Raw genomic sequence first — 13,150 nt, forward strand, 5'->3', positions numbered from 1 at the left:
ATAGCTAATCGGTACCACCCCTTCCCATCCCGAACAGGACCGTGAAACGATTACGCGCCAATGATAGTGCTGCAACCAGTGTGAAAGTAGGTTATCGTCAGGCTTTTATTCCGCATACCCCCACTCATTTAATTGAGTGGGGGTTTTGCTTTTGTGCGGACGGAAAACACACCAAGCTTCTAGCAGTAACAAACATCAAAAGAATCAAAAACTACGTCAAGACCTCTCAACACTGAGGCACCGAGACACAAAGCGACACTGAGAAAGGCGAGAACGGCAAAAGAACAGCAAAAACATGCGAACTTCTCTGTTTTTACTCTGTGACTCACACCCTTTGTATTTCATTCTCGAAGTGCTGGTATCCAATTCATCTCAGTAGGGTGCGCTGCGCGCACTATCCATCGCTCTCTTACTCACCGCACGGCACCTCAACCAACGACACTGGGCTCCAGCCTGCGCTGGAGCGACGAATTTGAGGGTAGCTCTCTTGCGACCTATGTGGTTCGCGGCCAGCGTCGCTGATCAACTTGCTGGTTAGTTCAAGTCTTTGCATCTACATGCACACATTTCAACGATGCACCTTTAAACCGTCGCTCCTGCGTAGGCAGGAGCCCAGCGGCTTTCGTGGATCACGTAGATGTTCGCTTCAGGATTTGCATTAATCGAGCCTTTTATGATGTATGCGTGGATTTCTTGTGGCTACTATTTGAGTATCATTTTTTCTTTGGCGTAAATCTCTTGCATCGACTTACCGTCAATATCAATCCATGTTGTTGCTAAGTAATTTGATTGAGTTTGCATTCACAAACCACAGGTCTGGAAAGAATCCATCCGACTTTTATGATAACTTCTGTATGACGATGAATGCCCTGGATGAGAACTCGCCACACATCAAGTGTGGCGAGCATGTGCTTCAGCAATTAGATGGTGAGAAAGCCTATGACAATTAAACGTATGGACAACATCCTCATCGTTGTCGATGATCTGGAAGCCGTCAAAGCCTTCTTCATTGCGCTTGGCCTCACACTTGAGGGAGAGACTACAGTCGAAGGCCCTTTGATAGGTAGCTTGATCGGTCTCAAGGATGTGCGCGCAACTCTTGCAATGATGCGGACTCCCGATGGACAAGGAATTGAGCTGGATAAATTTCACACACCGGAAGCGATCAGGTTCGGGCCTGTGGATGCGCCGGTGAATACGCTGGGCCTGCGTCGCATCATGTTTGCCGTCGATGGTATTCACGATATTGTGGCCCGCATGCTTGAACACGGGGCCGAGCTGATTGGCGAAATGCAGTATGAGAATACGTATAAGCTGGCTTATATCCGGGGACCTGAGGGCATTATTGTTGCGCTCGCCGAGCAACTGCCCTGAGACGTGACTATAAGCAGTTGCTTCAACAAACGCATCGCTTTCAATATGGCATAAGGCAAAAGGACATAAAGCAAATTCATGGCTTTAAAAAAGCCCGCCAAACCTTTCCTGTAGACTCAAACCGCCATCCTGTCGATGTTCAGGATCCAGCGCCTGACTCAACAAGTTTTCTGCTGGCCGGAAACAAGCCCGGTATAAATCGCGGCATAACCGGTACGCCTCATCACCTAGCCAGCCTTCGGGTCGCAAACTGCTCGGCAAATTGGGATCGTGCAGTTGGGTACGGCGGAAGCTATGTATCAACAGACTGCGGATAACAAAGGCCGCGTGCTCAGGCAAATGCTGTCCTTGCACCAGTTTTTTCAGTGGCGAGAATGCTTCAATAAAATTCTTGTAGGCGATATTCACTTCATCGAGCTGCCAGTGGCTGGCGATCAGTGATGGTAGCGGGCGGGCATTTGGCAAGTTCAAATCACTGGTGCGGCATACCGTACATAATCCAGCGAAGCCGTTACGTCCCAGCACATTTTGCAAGGCAGCAGTATCTGCCTGGGGATGGGCAAATACTCCGGCATTGATCATGCGAAAACCTTCCCACAGCAATTCTTTTTTCAGGCTCGCTTTATTGCCGGTGGATGTATCGTCACCACTCATGATGACCAGGGTCCAGTAGTGATCCCACTTGCCAGTTTGTGGCACATACACGCGCTTGTACGCATGCTGGAACCTGGCATAGCTTGCGGTTGCCAGCTGGTAAGTGCTGCGTCGGCCGTCCCGTTTGGCTTCCAGCCAGCCTTCTTCGGCCAGTCTGAATACGCTGGTGCGTACTAATCTGTCATTAATGCCAAAATGACTCATTAATGAGATTAAACTACCTAGCCATATCGTACCGCCATGTGGGGCAATGGCATCGCCAAAGACCGTCATCACCAGGGATTTTGCCCTTGGCGGATTATTGGTTAGTTGCTGGTCTATCCAGGTTTGGATGGCAGTGCTGGTCTGCATGCGGCTGTGTAAGTGATGGTAGGTAAGTATTGGTTGTTGTCCAGATTTTACCTATGGTGTAGCTGATAAGGCGTAAATCTATTAAAAAATTAAAATGATACAAAAAAACATCAACATCAATAAAAACTGTATCATATAATTGTTTGACGCAGATCAATCTTCCATGTTCGCATCCTCAGGATGCCAAGGAGTGTTTCATGTATGCACAATTAGTCGAGACCGGCTTGAGCAAGCTCAAAACTGCAGAAGAGTTGAGCGATGCCGAGCGTGCTTTTCAAGAGCGAATCGATGCCGGTATTCGTATTGAAGCCAAAGACTGGATGCCGGATGCCTACAGAAAAACCCTGATACGGCAAATCTCCCAGCATGCGCATTCCGAAATCGTTGGCCAACTACCAGAAGGCAACTGGGTTACCCGCGCACCTAGTTTAAAACGCAAAGCCATCTTGCTGGCAAAAATCCAGGATGAAGCAGGGCACGGTCTGTATCTTTACAGCGCTGCTGAAACCCTGGGTGTATCACGTGATGAGCTGCTGGCCGACCTGCATTCCGGTAAAGCCAAGTATTCTAGCATCTTCAATTACCCGACCCTGAGCTGGGCTGATATGGGGGCAATAGGCTGGCTGGTTGATGGCTCAGCCATCATCAACCAGATACCTTTGTGCCGCTGCTCTTACGGCCCGTATTCACGCGCCATGATACGCGTTTGCAAGGAAGAGTCCTTCCATGCGCGCCAGGGTTACGACATCATGATGACACTGTGCCGTGGCACAGCAGAACAAAAAGCCATGGCGCAAGATGCATTGAATCGTTACTGGTGGCCAGCGCTGATGATGTTTGGCCCGTCTGATGCGGCATCGGTGAATAGTGCTCAATCGGCGCAATGGCGTATCAAGCTTTTTTCCAATGATGAACTGCGTCAGCGCATGGTGGACCAGACCGTGCCGCAGATTGAATACTTGGGTCTGGAACTGCCTGACCCTGCTATTAAATGGAATGAAGAACGCGGCCATTATGATTTTGGTGAAATTAACTGGGATGAGTTTTACCAGGTCTTGAAAGGCAATGGCCCCTGTAACCGTGAACGCCTGCGTACCCGTGTCAAAGCCTATGACGATGGCGCATGGTTCCGCGATGCCTTGCAGGCCCATGCCGATAAGCAGCAAGAAAATAAAAAAAGCGCATAAAAATAGATAAGAGAGCAGGAGACAGATCATGAGCAAAGAATGGCCCTTGTGGGAAGTATTCATCCGTAGCCAGCACGGCCTGGCGCATAAACATGTAGGTAGCCTGCATGCACCTGATGCAGAAATGGCGATCAACCATGCGCGCGATGTCTATACCCGACGCAATGAAGGTGTCAGCATCTGGGTGGCACGGGCTGGTGATATTTTTGCCAGCAGCCCCGGCGATAAAGAAGCTTTGTTTGAGCCATCAAATAGCAAGGTCTACCGTCATCCAACCTTCTTCCCCATGCCGGATGAAGTCAAGAATCTGTAATTGAACTCTGTCTATACATCATAGCTAAATAATTCTGGAGAATTGAGATGTCAGAGGATAAGTTCAATCATGTTTTACGTCTGGCAGACCATGCCATGATACTCAGCCAGCGTTTGTCGCAATGGTGTGGCAAGGGGCCTGCGCTGGAAGAGGACATGGCATTGACCAATGTGGCGCTGGATCTGATAGGCCAGGCGAGGCTGTGGTATGCCTATGCGGCAGAGCTGGAAGGCAAGGGACGTACCGAAGATGATCTGGCGTTCTTGCGTGATGCCCACGACTTTCATAATTTTTTATTGCTCGAACAGCCTAACGGTACTTATGCCGACACCCTGATGCGGCAATTTTTGTTTGACACCTGGCATTACCATTATCTGCAAGCGCTGAAGCAATCTACCGATCAGCAGATTGCTGCCATCGCAGAAAAATCACTGAAAGAAGTCACTTACCATTTGCGCCGCAGTAGCGATTTGGTGGTACGTCTTGGTGATGGTACTGAATTGAGTCAGAAAATGATGCAGACCGCTCTCGAAGAATTGTGGCGCTTCACTGGCGAAATGTTTATGGATGATGAGATTGATGTCGCCATGCATGCGGCAGATATAGCTCCTTTACCTTCAGATTTGAAAACCGCCTGGGATACACATCTGGCCGATGTCATGCATGCCGCCACCTTGCGCCTGCCTGATGCCAATAGCTGGATGCAAAAGGGTGGCAAGCAAGGTGTACATACTGAACATATGGGTTATCTGCTGGCAGAAATGCAGTTTCTGCAGCGCGCCTATCCGGGGGCGCAATGGTAGGTTCTGCCATGGCCGAGGTACTAAATCCACCTGCCAGTACTAATCAGATATGGCAATGGCTGGGTGAGGTCAGTGACCCTGAAATCCCGGTCATTTCGGTGACGGACCTGGGTATTATCCGCGCAGTGGAATGGCAGGAGGGCGAGTGTGTCATCACAATTACCCCCACTTACTCTGGTTGCCCGGCCATGGATGTGATTGCCGAAGAAATTGGAAAGACACTACAGGCGCATGGCATCAAACCACCCAGCATTGTTTATCAATTGTCACCCGCCTGGAGTACCGACTGGATGACAGAAGCCGGCAAGCAAAAACTCAGTGGCTATGGCATCGCACCGCCACAGCAACAGGTAGTGGATATCTCCGCCATCCAGCGTTATCGTGAAGTACAGCCAGCCATCACTTGCCCGCAATGTGGTTCTGTCGATACTCAACTGGTCAGCCAGTTTGGATCAACTGCCTGCAAGGCGCTGCATAAATGCAAGGCTTGCCTGGAACCTTTTGATTACTTCAAACCGCATTGAGCGAAGAATAAAAATAAAAAGGAGACGACAATACATGAGCAAATTTTACCCACTGACAGTCAGCCAGATACGGCCAGAAACCCGCGATGCCGTAGTCTTGAGTTTTGCCGTGCCAGCAGATCTGCAGGCGCAGTTTGCCTATCGTGAAGGACAACATCTGACCTTGCGCGCCAAGATAGACGGTGAAGACGTACGCCGTTCTTACTCTATCTGTTCGGCTGTGCAGGATGGGCAGTTGCGGGTTGCCATCAAGCGCGTGCAAGGTGGTGCATTTTCCAACTGGGTACATGACAGCTTGCGTGCCGGTATGGAGATCGAAGTCATGCCTGCCATGGGCCATTTCAATTTGCCGCTGGCTACCGAGCATGAAAAACATTATCTGGCATTTGCCGCAGGCAGTGGCATTACACCTTTGCTGTCCATCATCAAGACCACGTTGCAGACAGAACCGCAGAGCAAATTTACCCTGGTGTATGGCAACCGGGCATCATCGACTGTCATGTTCAAGGAAGAACTGGCGGCATTGAAAGACAGTTATTTGCAGCGCCTGAACCTGATCTACATCATGAGCCGCGAGCAGCAGGATATAGACTTGTTTAATGGCCGCATCACCGCTGAAAAATGCCTGAACTTGTTTGATCAATGGATACGCATAGATGACATGGATGCTGCCTTCATCTGCGGGCCAGAAGAAATGATGCATGCCGTCAGCGCAGCCTTGCAACAGCGTGGCATGCCCAAAGAGCAGATCAAGGTCGAGTTGTTTGCCGCCAGCATACCTGCGCACCGGCATGTCGCCAGCGCCAAGCCTTTGCCAGGCAAATCTTCCTGTGCCGTGACGATTATCATGGATGGTCATCACACGCATTTCGACATGGAAAAAGATAAGGAATCTGTACTGGATGCCGCCCTGAAGCTGGGGCATGATATGCGTTATTCCTGCAAGGGCGGTGTGTGTTCTACCTGTCGTTCCAAAGTCGTGGAAGGCAAGGTAGATATGGACAGGAATTACGCCCTCGAAGATTACGAAGTGGCACGCGGATTCGTGCTGACCTGCCAGAGTTTCCCGGTCAGCGATACCTTGACTCTGGATTTTGATAGCGAGAATTGAATGGACTATTCCCACATCCTGTTTCACGTCAGCGACGGCATTGCCCACCTGACTCTCAACCGGCCTGAAAAACTGAATAGCTTCAACGTCGCCATGCATCTGGAGATACAGGATGCACTGGCCACCTTGCGGGCAGATGCTTCGGTGCGCGTCATGGTATTGACCGGTGCCGGGCGGGGTTTTTGTGCGGGTCAGGATTTATCTGACCGTGCCGTGAAGGGAGACAATGCGGCCGACGGTGCACCTCCAGATCTGGGTGAGTCAGTAGAAAAATATTATGCACCGCTGGTACTTGCCTTGCGCGCCTTGCCCATCCCGGTTATTTGCGCAGTGAATGGTGTAGCAGCCGGTGCCGGTGCCAACCTGCCGCTGGCCTGCGACATCGTATTGGCAGCACGTTCAGCCAGTTTTGTTGAAGTTTTTTGCAAGCTGGGCCTGATACCGGACACTGGCGGCACTTACTTCCTGCCACGCGCATTGGGTACTGCCAGGGCCATGGGGGCAGCCATGCTCGGTGGCAAAATCAGTGCTGAACAGGCAGAGCAATGGGGCCTGATCTGGAAATGTGTGGATGATGATCAATTGCAGGCTGAAGCCATGGCTTTAGCCACGCATTTTGCATCTGCTCCAACCAAGGGACTGGCCTTCACCAAGCAGGCAATCTATGCCAGCCCGCAACATACTCTGGAGCAGCAACTCATACTGGAAACCAATATGATGCGTGAACTGGGGCAGAGCCAGGATTATCGCGAAGGCGTCGCGGCATTTGTAGAGAAGCGCGCGCCCCATTTTGTTGGCAAGTAAGTTTGATTGGCCAAGGAAAAGCATAGATGAGCACAGAAATCAGTCAAGTAAGTAAGCAATTTGCCAAAGACAGTCAGCACATGGCAGAACTCACTGCCGCCGCCATGTTCGCCAGCGATGCCGCAACGCGCGGGCTGAATATGCAGATAGCTTATGTAGCTGAAGGTACGGCAACACTCAGCATGGTGATCAGACCTGATATGCTGAATGGGCACAAGACCTGTCATGGTGGTTATTTGTTTACCCTGGCCGACAGTGCTTTTGCCTTCGCCTGCAATAGCCGCAATCAGGTGACTGTTGCTGCCGGATGCAGCATAGAGTTTCTGTCACCTGGGAGCGAGGGTGATGTCATCACCGCGACTGCAACAGAACAATCATTGACTGGCCGTACCGGCATCTACGATGCGCGCCTGACTAATCAGCATGGCCAATTGATCGCGCTGTTCCGTGGCAAGTCGCATAAGCTGAATGCGGAAGTTGTACCAGGTCTGGTATTGCAGGAAAACGCAATTCCAACCTGAACTTGTGTTTAGCCATCAATCATAGAAACGAAATCAGGATAAGTGAGCGGGAGACAAAACATGGCAGACAACACAGACAGAAAAACACACGTAAAAAAAACTGCGGGTCTGGACGCGATAGAAACGGCTAGCAAGGATGAACTTCAGGCCCTGCAATTGCAGCGACTGAAATGGACCTTGCAACACGTGTATGACAACGTTCCGCATTATCGCGCCAGTTTTGATGCGGCGGGCGTACATCCCGATGATTTGAAAACCCTGGCTGATCTGGCGAAATTCCCCTTCACAGGCAAGAAGGATTTGCGCGACAACTATCCCTTTGGCATGTTTGCCGTACCGCGTGAAAAAGTGGTCAGGGTACATGCATCCAGTGGCACCACAGGCAAACCAACGGTAGTTGGTTACACGCAAAAAGATATTGATCACTGGGCAGACCTGGTGGCGCGTTCTATTCGTGCTGCCGGTGGCCGTGCTGGCGACATCGTGCAAGTCTCTTACGGCTATGGCCTGTTCACTGGTGGTCTGGGTGCGCATTATGGCGCAGAGCGCCTCGGCTGTACCGTCATCCCCATGTCTGGTGGCCAGACAGAAAAACAGGTGCAACTGATACAGGATTTCCAGCCTTCCATCATCATGGTCACGCCTTCTTATATGCTCAATATCATAGAAGAAATGACGCGTCAGGGCATCGACGCTGCCAACACCTCCCTGCGTATAGGTATCTTCGGTGCGGAGCCGTGGACCGATGCCATGCGCAGTGAAATCGAAGCGCGTGCAGGTATTGATGCCGTTGATATCTATGGCTTGTCAGAAGTCATGGGGCCGGGTGTCGCCAGCGAATGCATAGAAAGCAAAGATGGTCCGGTGATTTGGGAAGACCATTTTTATCCAGAGATTATCAATCCCGAAACAGGCGAAGTCTTGCCAGATGGCGAAGAAGGTGAACTGGTGTTCACATCTCTGAGTAAAGAGGCTTTCCCAGTCATACGCTACCGCACCCGCGACCTGACACGTTTACTGCCACCGACTTCACGCGCCATGCGCCGCATGGGCAAGATCACTGGCCGTTCTGACGACATGCTCATCATCCGTGGTGTGAATTTGTTCCCTACACAAGTAGAAGAACTGATACTCAAACACCCGCAATTGGCACCACAATATCAACTGGTAGTGACGCGTGAAGGTCATATGGACAAGCTAGCTATCGTGGCGGAATTACGTCCTGAAGTATCAGGTACCTTGTCAGAGCAAGATGTGCAGCAATTGCACCAGCAGCTTGAGCATCACATCAAGACTTTTATCGGAGTCAGTTGCAAGGTCAGCATACTGCCAGCCAACAGCATAGAACGCACCATGGTCGGCAAGGCCAGGCGTGTAGTGGATAATCGTAAAAAGGCTTGAGTAATTGAGTAAGCCAGTCAAAAAATAAGAGACAAAGGAAAGAAAATGGAAGCATGGATATGCGACGCTGTTAGGACCCCATTCGCCCGTTACGGCGGTACCATGGCAAGCGTACGTACAGATGACCTGGCAGCCTTGCCGATCAAGGCATTGATAGAGCGTAATGCTGGCGTCGACTGGACAATGGTAGATGACGTGTACTACGGTTGTGCCAACCAGGCCGGTGAAGATAACCGCAATGTTGGTCGTATGGCGGCACTGCTGGCAGGTTTGCCGGTAGACGTGCCTGCCAATACCATCAACCGTTTATGCGGTTCCAGCCTGGATGCCATAGGCATAGGCGGGCGCGCCATCAAATCAGGTGAAGCATCACTGATTATTGCTGGTGGTGTGGAGAGCATGACGCGCGCACCCTTTGTCATGGCCAAGGCCGACAGCGCATTTTCACGTGCAGCAAAAATAGAAGATACGACTATAGGCTGGCGTTTTGTGAATGCCCTGATGAAGGCAAAATATGGCATAGATTCCATGCCCGAAACTGCAGAAAACGTTGCCGAACAATTTGGCATCAATCGCGCAGATCAGGATGCCTTTGCCTTGCGTAGCCAGCAACGCTGGGCAGCAGCCCACGCTGCCGGTTTTTTTGCCGGAGAAATTATTCCCGTCAGCATCCCGCAAAAAAAAGGTGACGCCATTTTGTTCACTGCCGATGAACATCCACGTCCGGATACAGATATCGCCATGTTGTCCCGCCTCAAAGGCGTGGTCAAACCGGATGGCACAGTCACTGCTGGTAATGCATCTGGCGTTAATGACGGTGCCTGCGCTTTATTGCTGGCTTCCGATGCGGCAGTAAAACAGCATGGCCTGACACCACGTGCACGTATCGTCGGCATGGCAACAGCTGGTCTGGCACCACGCATCATGGGTTTTGGCCCTTCACCAGCAACCCGTAAATTGCTGGCGCAGACAGGATTGAGCCTGGCGCAGATGGATGTCATAGAACTTAATGAAGCCTTTGCTGCACAAGGACTGGCAGTCACGCGTGATCTTGGCCTTGCTGATGATGCGGCACATGTCAATCCAAATGGCGGCGCGATCGCAATAGGCCATCCACTAGGGGCATCTGGTGCGCGTCTGGTAACCACAGCACTGAACCAGTTGGAACGCATCAATGGCCGCTATGCTTTGTGCACCATGTGCATAGGCGTAGGGCAGGGCATTGCCCTCATCATAGAACGTGCCTGAAGCTAAGGAAGCTGCATGACTATATATGCAATCGATGGCCTGATACCGGTGGTGCATCCCAGCGCCTATGTGCACCCCAGCGCCACGCTGATAGGCGATGTGATCGTCGGGCCTGGCTGTTATATCGGCCCGTCTGCCAGCCTGCGTGGTGATTTTGGCCGCATTGTTCTGGAACACGGCGCGAATGTGCAGGATACCTGTGTCATCCATGGCTTCCCTGATAGCGATACCGTGGTTGAGCAGGATGGACATATCGGCCATGGCGCGGTCTTGCATGGCTGCCGCATAGGTAAAAATGCCATGGTGGGAATGAATGCCGTGGTCATGGACAAGGCTGTGATTGGTGAATCGTCGATCGTCGCTGCCATGTCCTTTGTCAAGGCTGGTATGGCAGTTCCGCCACGCAGCCTGGTCATTGGTGCACCAGCCCGCATTGCACGTTTTTTGCGCGATGAAGAAATCGCCTGGAAGACCGAAGGCACGGCTCAATACCATGCGTTGACACGGCGCTCACTCGCCAGCATGCAGGAAGTAGAAGCGCTGACTGCAGTCGAAGAAAATCGCCCACGTATTGCGCTGGCAGCAGGCTTGCCAGCATATAGTACTAAAACCTGATGGCACCAAGTCCTGATCCTGAATATTTGATTATTTAAGAGAGTAATCCATGAAAATTTTGCAAAGCTGGATAGCTGGTGTATGGACCGGTACAGAGCCACAACAAATCCTGCATAGCGCCATTGATGGCAGTGCGATCTACGCCAGCCATGCCGAAGCCCTGGACTTTGGTGCAGCGTTGACTTATGCAAGGAAGATTGGCCTGAAAAACTTGCTTGCGCTGGACTTCCAGCAGCGTGCTTCTATTTTGCGCACTCTGGCCAAATACCTGACTGAACATAAGGAGGAGTTATACGTAATTTCATCCCACACAGGCGCAACCCGCAGTGATAGCTGGATAGATATAGAAGGTGGCGCAGGTACCGTATTTGCCTACGCCAGCATAGGCACGAATGAATTCCCGTCCGCGAATGTGGTACATGAAGGCCCGGCCATGCCTTTAGGCAAACAGGGGCATTTTTCAGGCACACACATTCTGGTTCCGCGTCAGGGTGTGGCAGTGCATATCAATGCCTTCAATTTTCCCGTCTGGGGTTTACTGGAAAAATTTGCGCCCAGTTTTTTGGCGGGCATGCCTTGCATAGTCAAACCGGCAACTGCGACCTCGTATCTTACCGAGGCACTGGTCAGGCAAATTCATGCCAGTGGTTTGCTGCCTGAAGGTAGTTTGCAACTGATCATCGGTTCCACTGGCAACTTGCTTGATCTGCTGGAAGAAACTGACGTTGTCACCTTCACCGGTTCTGCGGCCACGGCAGCGCAATTGAAGGTGCATCCAAATATCGTGCGCCGTTCCATCCCCTTCAATGCCGAAGCTGATTCACTGAACTGCGCGATACTGGGGCCGGATATTGAAGCAGGTGATGAGGAACTGGATTTGTACGTCAAAGAAGTGGTGCGTGAAATGACAGCCAAGGCCGGGCAAAAATGCACGGCCATACGCAGGGCCATGGTGCCCGCTGCGCAACTGGATGTGGTGGCAGAAAAAATACGCGCCAGGTTGGATAAAACAATAGTAGGTGACCCCCGTCTCGAAGGTGTACGCATGGGGCCGCTTGCCAGTCGTGCCCAGCAGCACGATGTACTCGCCAGTATTCAACAACTGGCAGCAGGCAATCAAATCATTTGCGGCGGTGCTGTGCCAGTGCAATTGCAAGGGGAAGGGCTCGAACAGGGTGCTTTCGTTGCACCGACCCTGATCGTTTGCCGCCAGCCTATGGAAAATTCGGCAGTACACGAGATTGAAGCCTTTGGCCCGGTGACGACCCTGATGCCTTACAAGGATATGCAGGAGGTTCTGACGCTGGCGGCAAAAGGTTGCGGCAGCCTGGTAGCTACCCTGGTCACCAAAGACCCGCATATCGCCGCCATGGCGATACCGCATATGGCGGCACGCCATGGTCGCCTGATGATCTTGAATGCCGAATCAGCGCCAGAATCAACTGGCCATGGTTCACCCTTGCCACAATTGAAGCATGGCGGCCCTGGCCGTGCCGGTGGTGGTGAAGAACTGGGTGGTAGTAGGGCAGTCAAACATTATTTGCAAAGAGCCGCTGTGCAGGGATCACCTACGATGCTGGCCGCAGTGACGGCAGAGCACGTACGTGGAGCGGTTGTACTGGAATCTGATGTCCATCCCTTCCGCCGCTATTTTGAAGACCTGCAGATTGGCATGTCCTTGCTGACACACAGGCGTACTGTCAGTGAAGCAGATATCGTTGCCTTTGGTGGTTTGTCCGGTGACTTTTTCTACATGCATTTCGATGAGATCGCTGCCAAAGAAAGCCCTTTCGGCAAGCGTATTGCGCATGGTTATTTTGTGTTGTCGGCTGCTGCCGGTTTATTTGTGTCTCCTGCACCTGGCCCTGTACTGGCCAACTACGGCCTCGACACCCTGCGTTTCATCAAACCGGTAGGCATAGGTGACACCATCCGTGCACGCCTGACTTGCAAGCGCAAGATAGACAGGCAAAAGAAAGATGCCAAGGGTGTAGGGCAGGGGGTGGTGGCCTGGGATGTGGAAGTGACTAATCAGGATAATGAACTGGTGGCGTCTTATGATATTTTGACCCTGGTAGCCAAAAAGTCAGACGCAGTAGTCGCATAGATATAAAAATTGTTTGAAATTTAATTAATTGTCTTGAAGTTAATGAGCAGGCTGGTATTTCAATGAAAAATTCATTTGAAATACCAGCCTGTGTTACTTTTCAGTGTAAGGTTTTGTCAATATTCTTCAAATACGCT

13 protein-coding genes and 1 rRNA gene are annotated in these 13,150 nt (G+C 51.4%); 13 read left to right on the forward strand and 1 reads right to left on the reverse strand.

Annotation, left to right across the window (positions count from 1 at the left end; all coding sequences use genetic code 11):
* Both rrf and ACO0LI_RS18100 read left to right on the forward strand, forming a co-directional pair.
* Nucleotides 1-103: ribosomal RNA gene (rrf, locus tag ACO0LI_RS18095) — 5S ribosomal RNA — on the forward strand; the annotation flags it as partial.
* A gap of 836 nt (nt 104-939) precedes the next feature.
* The gene (locus ACO0LI_RS18100; RefSeq protein WP_422952179.1) at nt 940-1,374 is read left to right on the forward strand and encodes a VOC family protein; all 435 of its coding nucleotides are present in this window, start codon (nt 940-942) and stop codon (nt 1,372-1,374) included.
* A gap of 84 nt (nt 1,375-1,458) precedes the next feature.
* On the opposite strand, the gene paaX is transcribed toward ACO0LI_RS18100, so the two are convergent.
* Nucleotides 1,459-2,379 (reverse strand): phenylacetic acid degradation operon negative regulatory protein PaaX, encoded by a 921-nt coding sequence (paaX, locus tag ACO0LI_RS18105; RefSeq protein WP_422952178.1) that lies wholly within the window; start codon nt 2,377-2,379, stop codon nt 1,459-1,461.
* Between the two features lie 197 nt (nt 2,380-2,576).
* Between paaX and paaA the strand changes: the two genes are divergently transcribed.
* The 11 genes from paaA to paaZ are packed head-to-tail and all read left to right on the forward strand — an operon-like array spanning nt 2,577 to nt 13,013.
* Entirely contained in the window at nt 2,577-3,566 is a 990-nt protein-coding gene (gene paaA / locus ACO0LI_RS18110; RefSeq protein WP_423034291.1) for a 1,2-phenylacetyl-CoA epoxidase subunit PaaA, read from the forward strand.
* A 28-nt stretch (nt 3,567-3,594) separates the two neighbouring features.
* Nucleotides 3,595-3,879 (forward strand): 1,2-phenylacetyl-CoA epoxidase subunit PaaB, encoded by a 285-nt coding sequence (gene paaB, locus ACO0LI_RS18115; protein WP_110252930.1) that lies wholly within the window; start codon nt 3,595-3,597, stop codon nt 3,877-3,879.
* 47 nt (nt 3,880-3,926) lie between these two features.
* Entirely contained in the window at nt 3,927-4,682 is a 756-nt protein-coding gene (gene paaC / locus ACO0LI_RS18120) for a 1,2-phenylacetyl-CoA epoxidase subunit PaaC (protein WP_423034293.1), read from the forward strand.
* 8 nt (nt 4,683-4,690) lie between these two features.
* Entirely contained in the window at nt 4,691-5,206 is a 516-nt protein-coding gene (gene paaD, locus ACO0LI_RS18125; RefSeq protein WP_423034295.1) for a 1,2-phenylacetyl-CoA epoxidase subunit PaaD, read from the forward strand.
* Nucleotides 5,207-5,240: 34 nt separating this feature from the next.
* A complete protein-coding gene (gene paaE / locus ACO0LI_RS18130; protein WP_423034297.1) occupies nt 5,241-6,317 on the forward strand; it encodes a 1,2-phenylacetyl-CoA epoxidase subunit PaaE in 1,077 nt (358 codons plus the stop codon).
* Entirely contained in the window at nt 6,318-7,121 is an 804-nt protein-coding gene (gene paaG / locus ACO0LI_RS18135; protein ID WP_423034299.1) for a 2-(1,2-epoxy-1,2-dihydrophenyl)acetyl-CoA isomerase PaaG, read from the forward strand.
* Between the two features lie 26 nt (nt 7,122-7,147).
* Nucleotides 7,148-7,642 carry a hydroxyphenylacetyl-CoA thioesterase PaaI gene (gene paaI, locus ACO0LI_RS18140; RefSeq protein WP_422952172.1) on the forward strand — a complete coding sequence of 165 codons (495 nt, stop codon included), beginning with the start codon at nt 7,148-7,150 and terminating at the stop codon, nt 7,640-7,642.
* A gap of 60 nt (nt 7,643-7,702) precedes the next feature.
* Nucleotides 7,703-9,043 carry a phenylacetate--CoA ligase PaaK gene (gene paaK, locus ACO0LI_RS18145; RefSeq protein ID WP_423034301.1) on the forward strand — a complete coding sequence of 447 codons (1,341 nt, stop codon included), beginning with the start codon at nt 7,703-7,705 and terminating at the stop codon, nt 9,041-9,043.
* Nucleotides 9,044-9,088: 45 nt separating this feature from the next.
* On the forward strand, nt 9,089-10,291 hold the full coding sequence (gene pcaF / locus ACO0LI_RS18150; RefSeq protein WP_423034303.1) for a 3-oxoadipyl-CoA thiolase: 1,203 nt from the start codon (nt 9,089-9,091) through the stop codon (nt 10,289-10,291).
* Between the two features lie 15 nt (nt 10,292-10,306).
* Nucleotides 10,307-10,906, forward strand: coding sequence for a phenylacetic acid degradation protein PaaY (locus ACO0LI_RS18155; protein WP_423034305.1), 600 nt, complete (start codon nt 10,307-10,309; stop codon nt 10,904-10,906).
* A gap of 49 nt (nt 10,907-10,955) precedes the next feature.
* Entirely contained in the window at nt 10,956-13,013 is a 2,058-nt protein-coding gene (gene paaZ, locus ACO0LI_RS18160) for a phenylacetic acid degradation bifunctional protein PaaZ (protein WP_423034307.1), read from the forward strand.
* Nucleotides 13,014-13,150 lie beyond the last annotated feature (137 nt).

The sequence above is a fragment of the Undibacterium sp. Tian12W genome, from assembly GCF_049339405.1.
Taxonomy (GTDB): Bacteria; Pseudomonadota; Gammaproteobacteria; order Burkholderiales; family Burkholderiaceae_D; genus Undibacterium.

What these genes read in the sequence shown, in the direction of transcription:
- ACO0LI_RS18100 (WP_422952179.1), top strand. Translation starts at nt 940, where the DNA reads ATGACAATTAAACGTATGGACAACATCCTCATCGTTGTCGATGATCTG.
- paaX (WP_422952178.1), bottom strand. Translation starts at nt 2,379, where the DNA reads ATGCAGACCAGCACTGCCATCCAAACCTGGATAGACCAGCAACTAACC.
- paaA (WP_423034291.1), top strand. Translation starts at nt 2,577, where the DNA reads ATGTATGCACAATTAGTCGAGACCGGCTTGAGCAAGCTCAAAACTGCA.
- paaB (WP_110252930.1), top strand. Translation starts at nt 3,595, where the DNA reads ATGAGCAAAGAATGGCCCTTGTGGGAAGTATTCATCCGTAGCCAGCAC.
- paaC (WP_423034293.1), top strand. Translation starts at nt 3,927, where the DNA reads ATGTCAGAGGATAAGTTCAATCATGTTTTACGTCTGGCAGACCATGCC.
- paaD (WP_423034295.1), top strand. Translation starts at nt 4,691, where the DNA reads ATGGCCGAGGTACTAAATCCACCTGCCAGTACTAATCAGATATGGCAA.
- paaE (WP_423034297.1), top strand. Translation starts at nt 5,241, where the DNA reads ATGAGCAAATTTTACCCACTGACAGTCAGCCAGATACGGCCAGAAACC.
- paaG (WP_423034299.1), top strand. Translation starts at nt 6,318, where the DNA reads ATGGACTATTCCCACATCCTGTTTCACGTCAGCGACGGCATTGCCCAC.
- paaI (WP_422952172.1), top strand. Translation starts at nt 7,148, where the DNA reads ATGAGCACAGAAATCAGTCAAGTAAGTAAGCAATTTGCCAAAGACAGT.
- paaK (WP_423034301.1), top strand. Translation starts at nt 7,703, where the DNA reads ATGGCAGACAACACAGACAGAAAAACACACGTAAAAAAAACTGCGGGT.
- pcaF (WP_423034303.1), top strand. Translation starts at nt 9,089, where the DNA reads ATGGAAGCATGGATATGCGACGCTGTTAGGACCCCATTCGCCCGTTAC.
- ACO0LI_RS18155 (WP_423034305.1), top strand. Translation starts at nt 10,307, where the DNA reads ATGACTATATATGCAATCGATGGCCTGATACCGGTGGTGCATCCCAGC.
- paaZ (WP_423034307.1), top strand. Translation starts at nt 10,956, where the DNA reads ATGAAAATTTTGCAAAGCTGGATAGCTGGTGTATGGACCGGTACAGAG.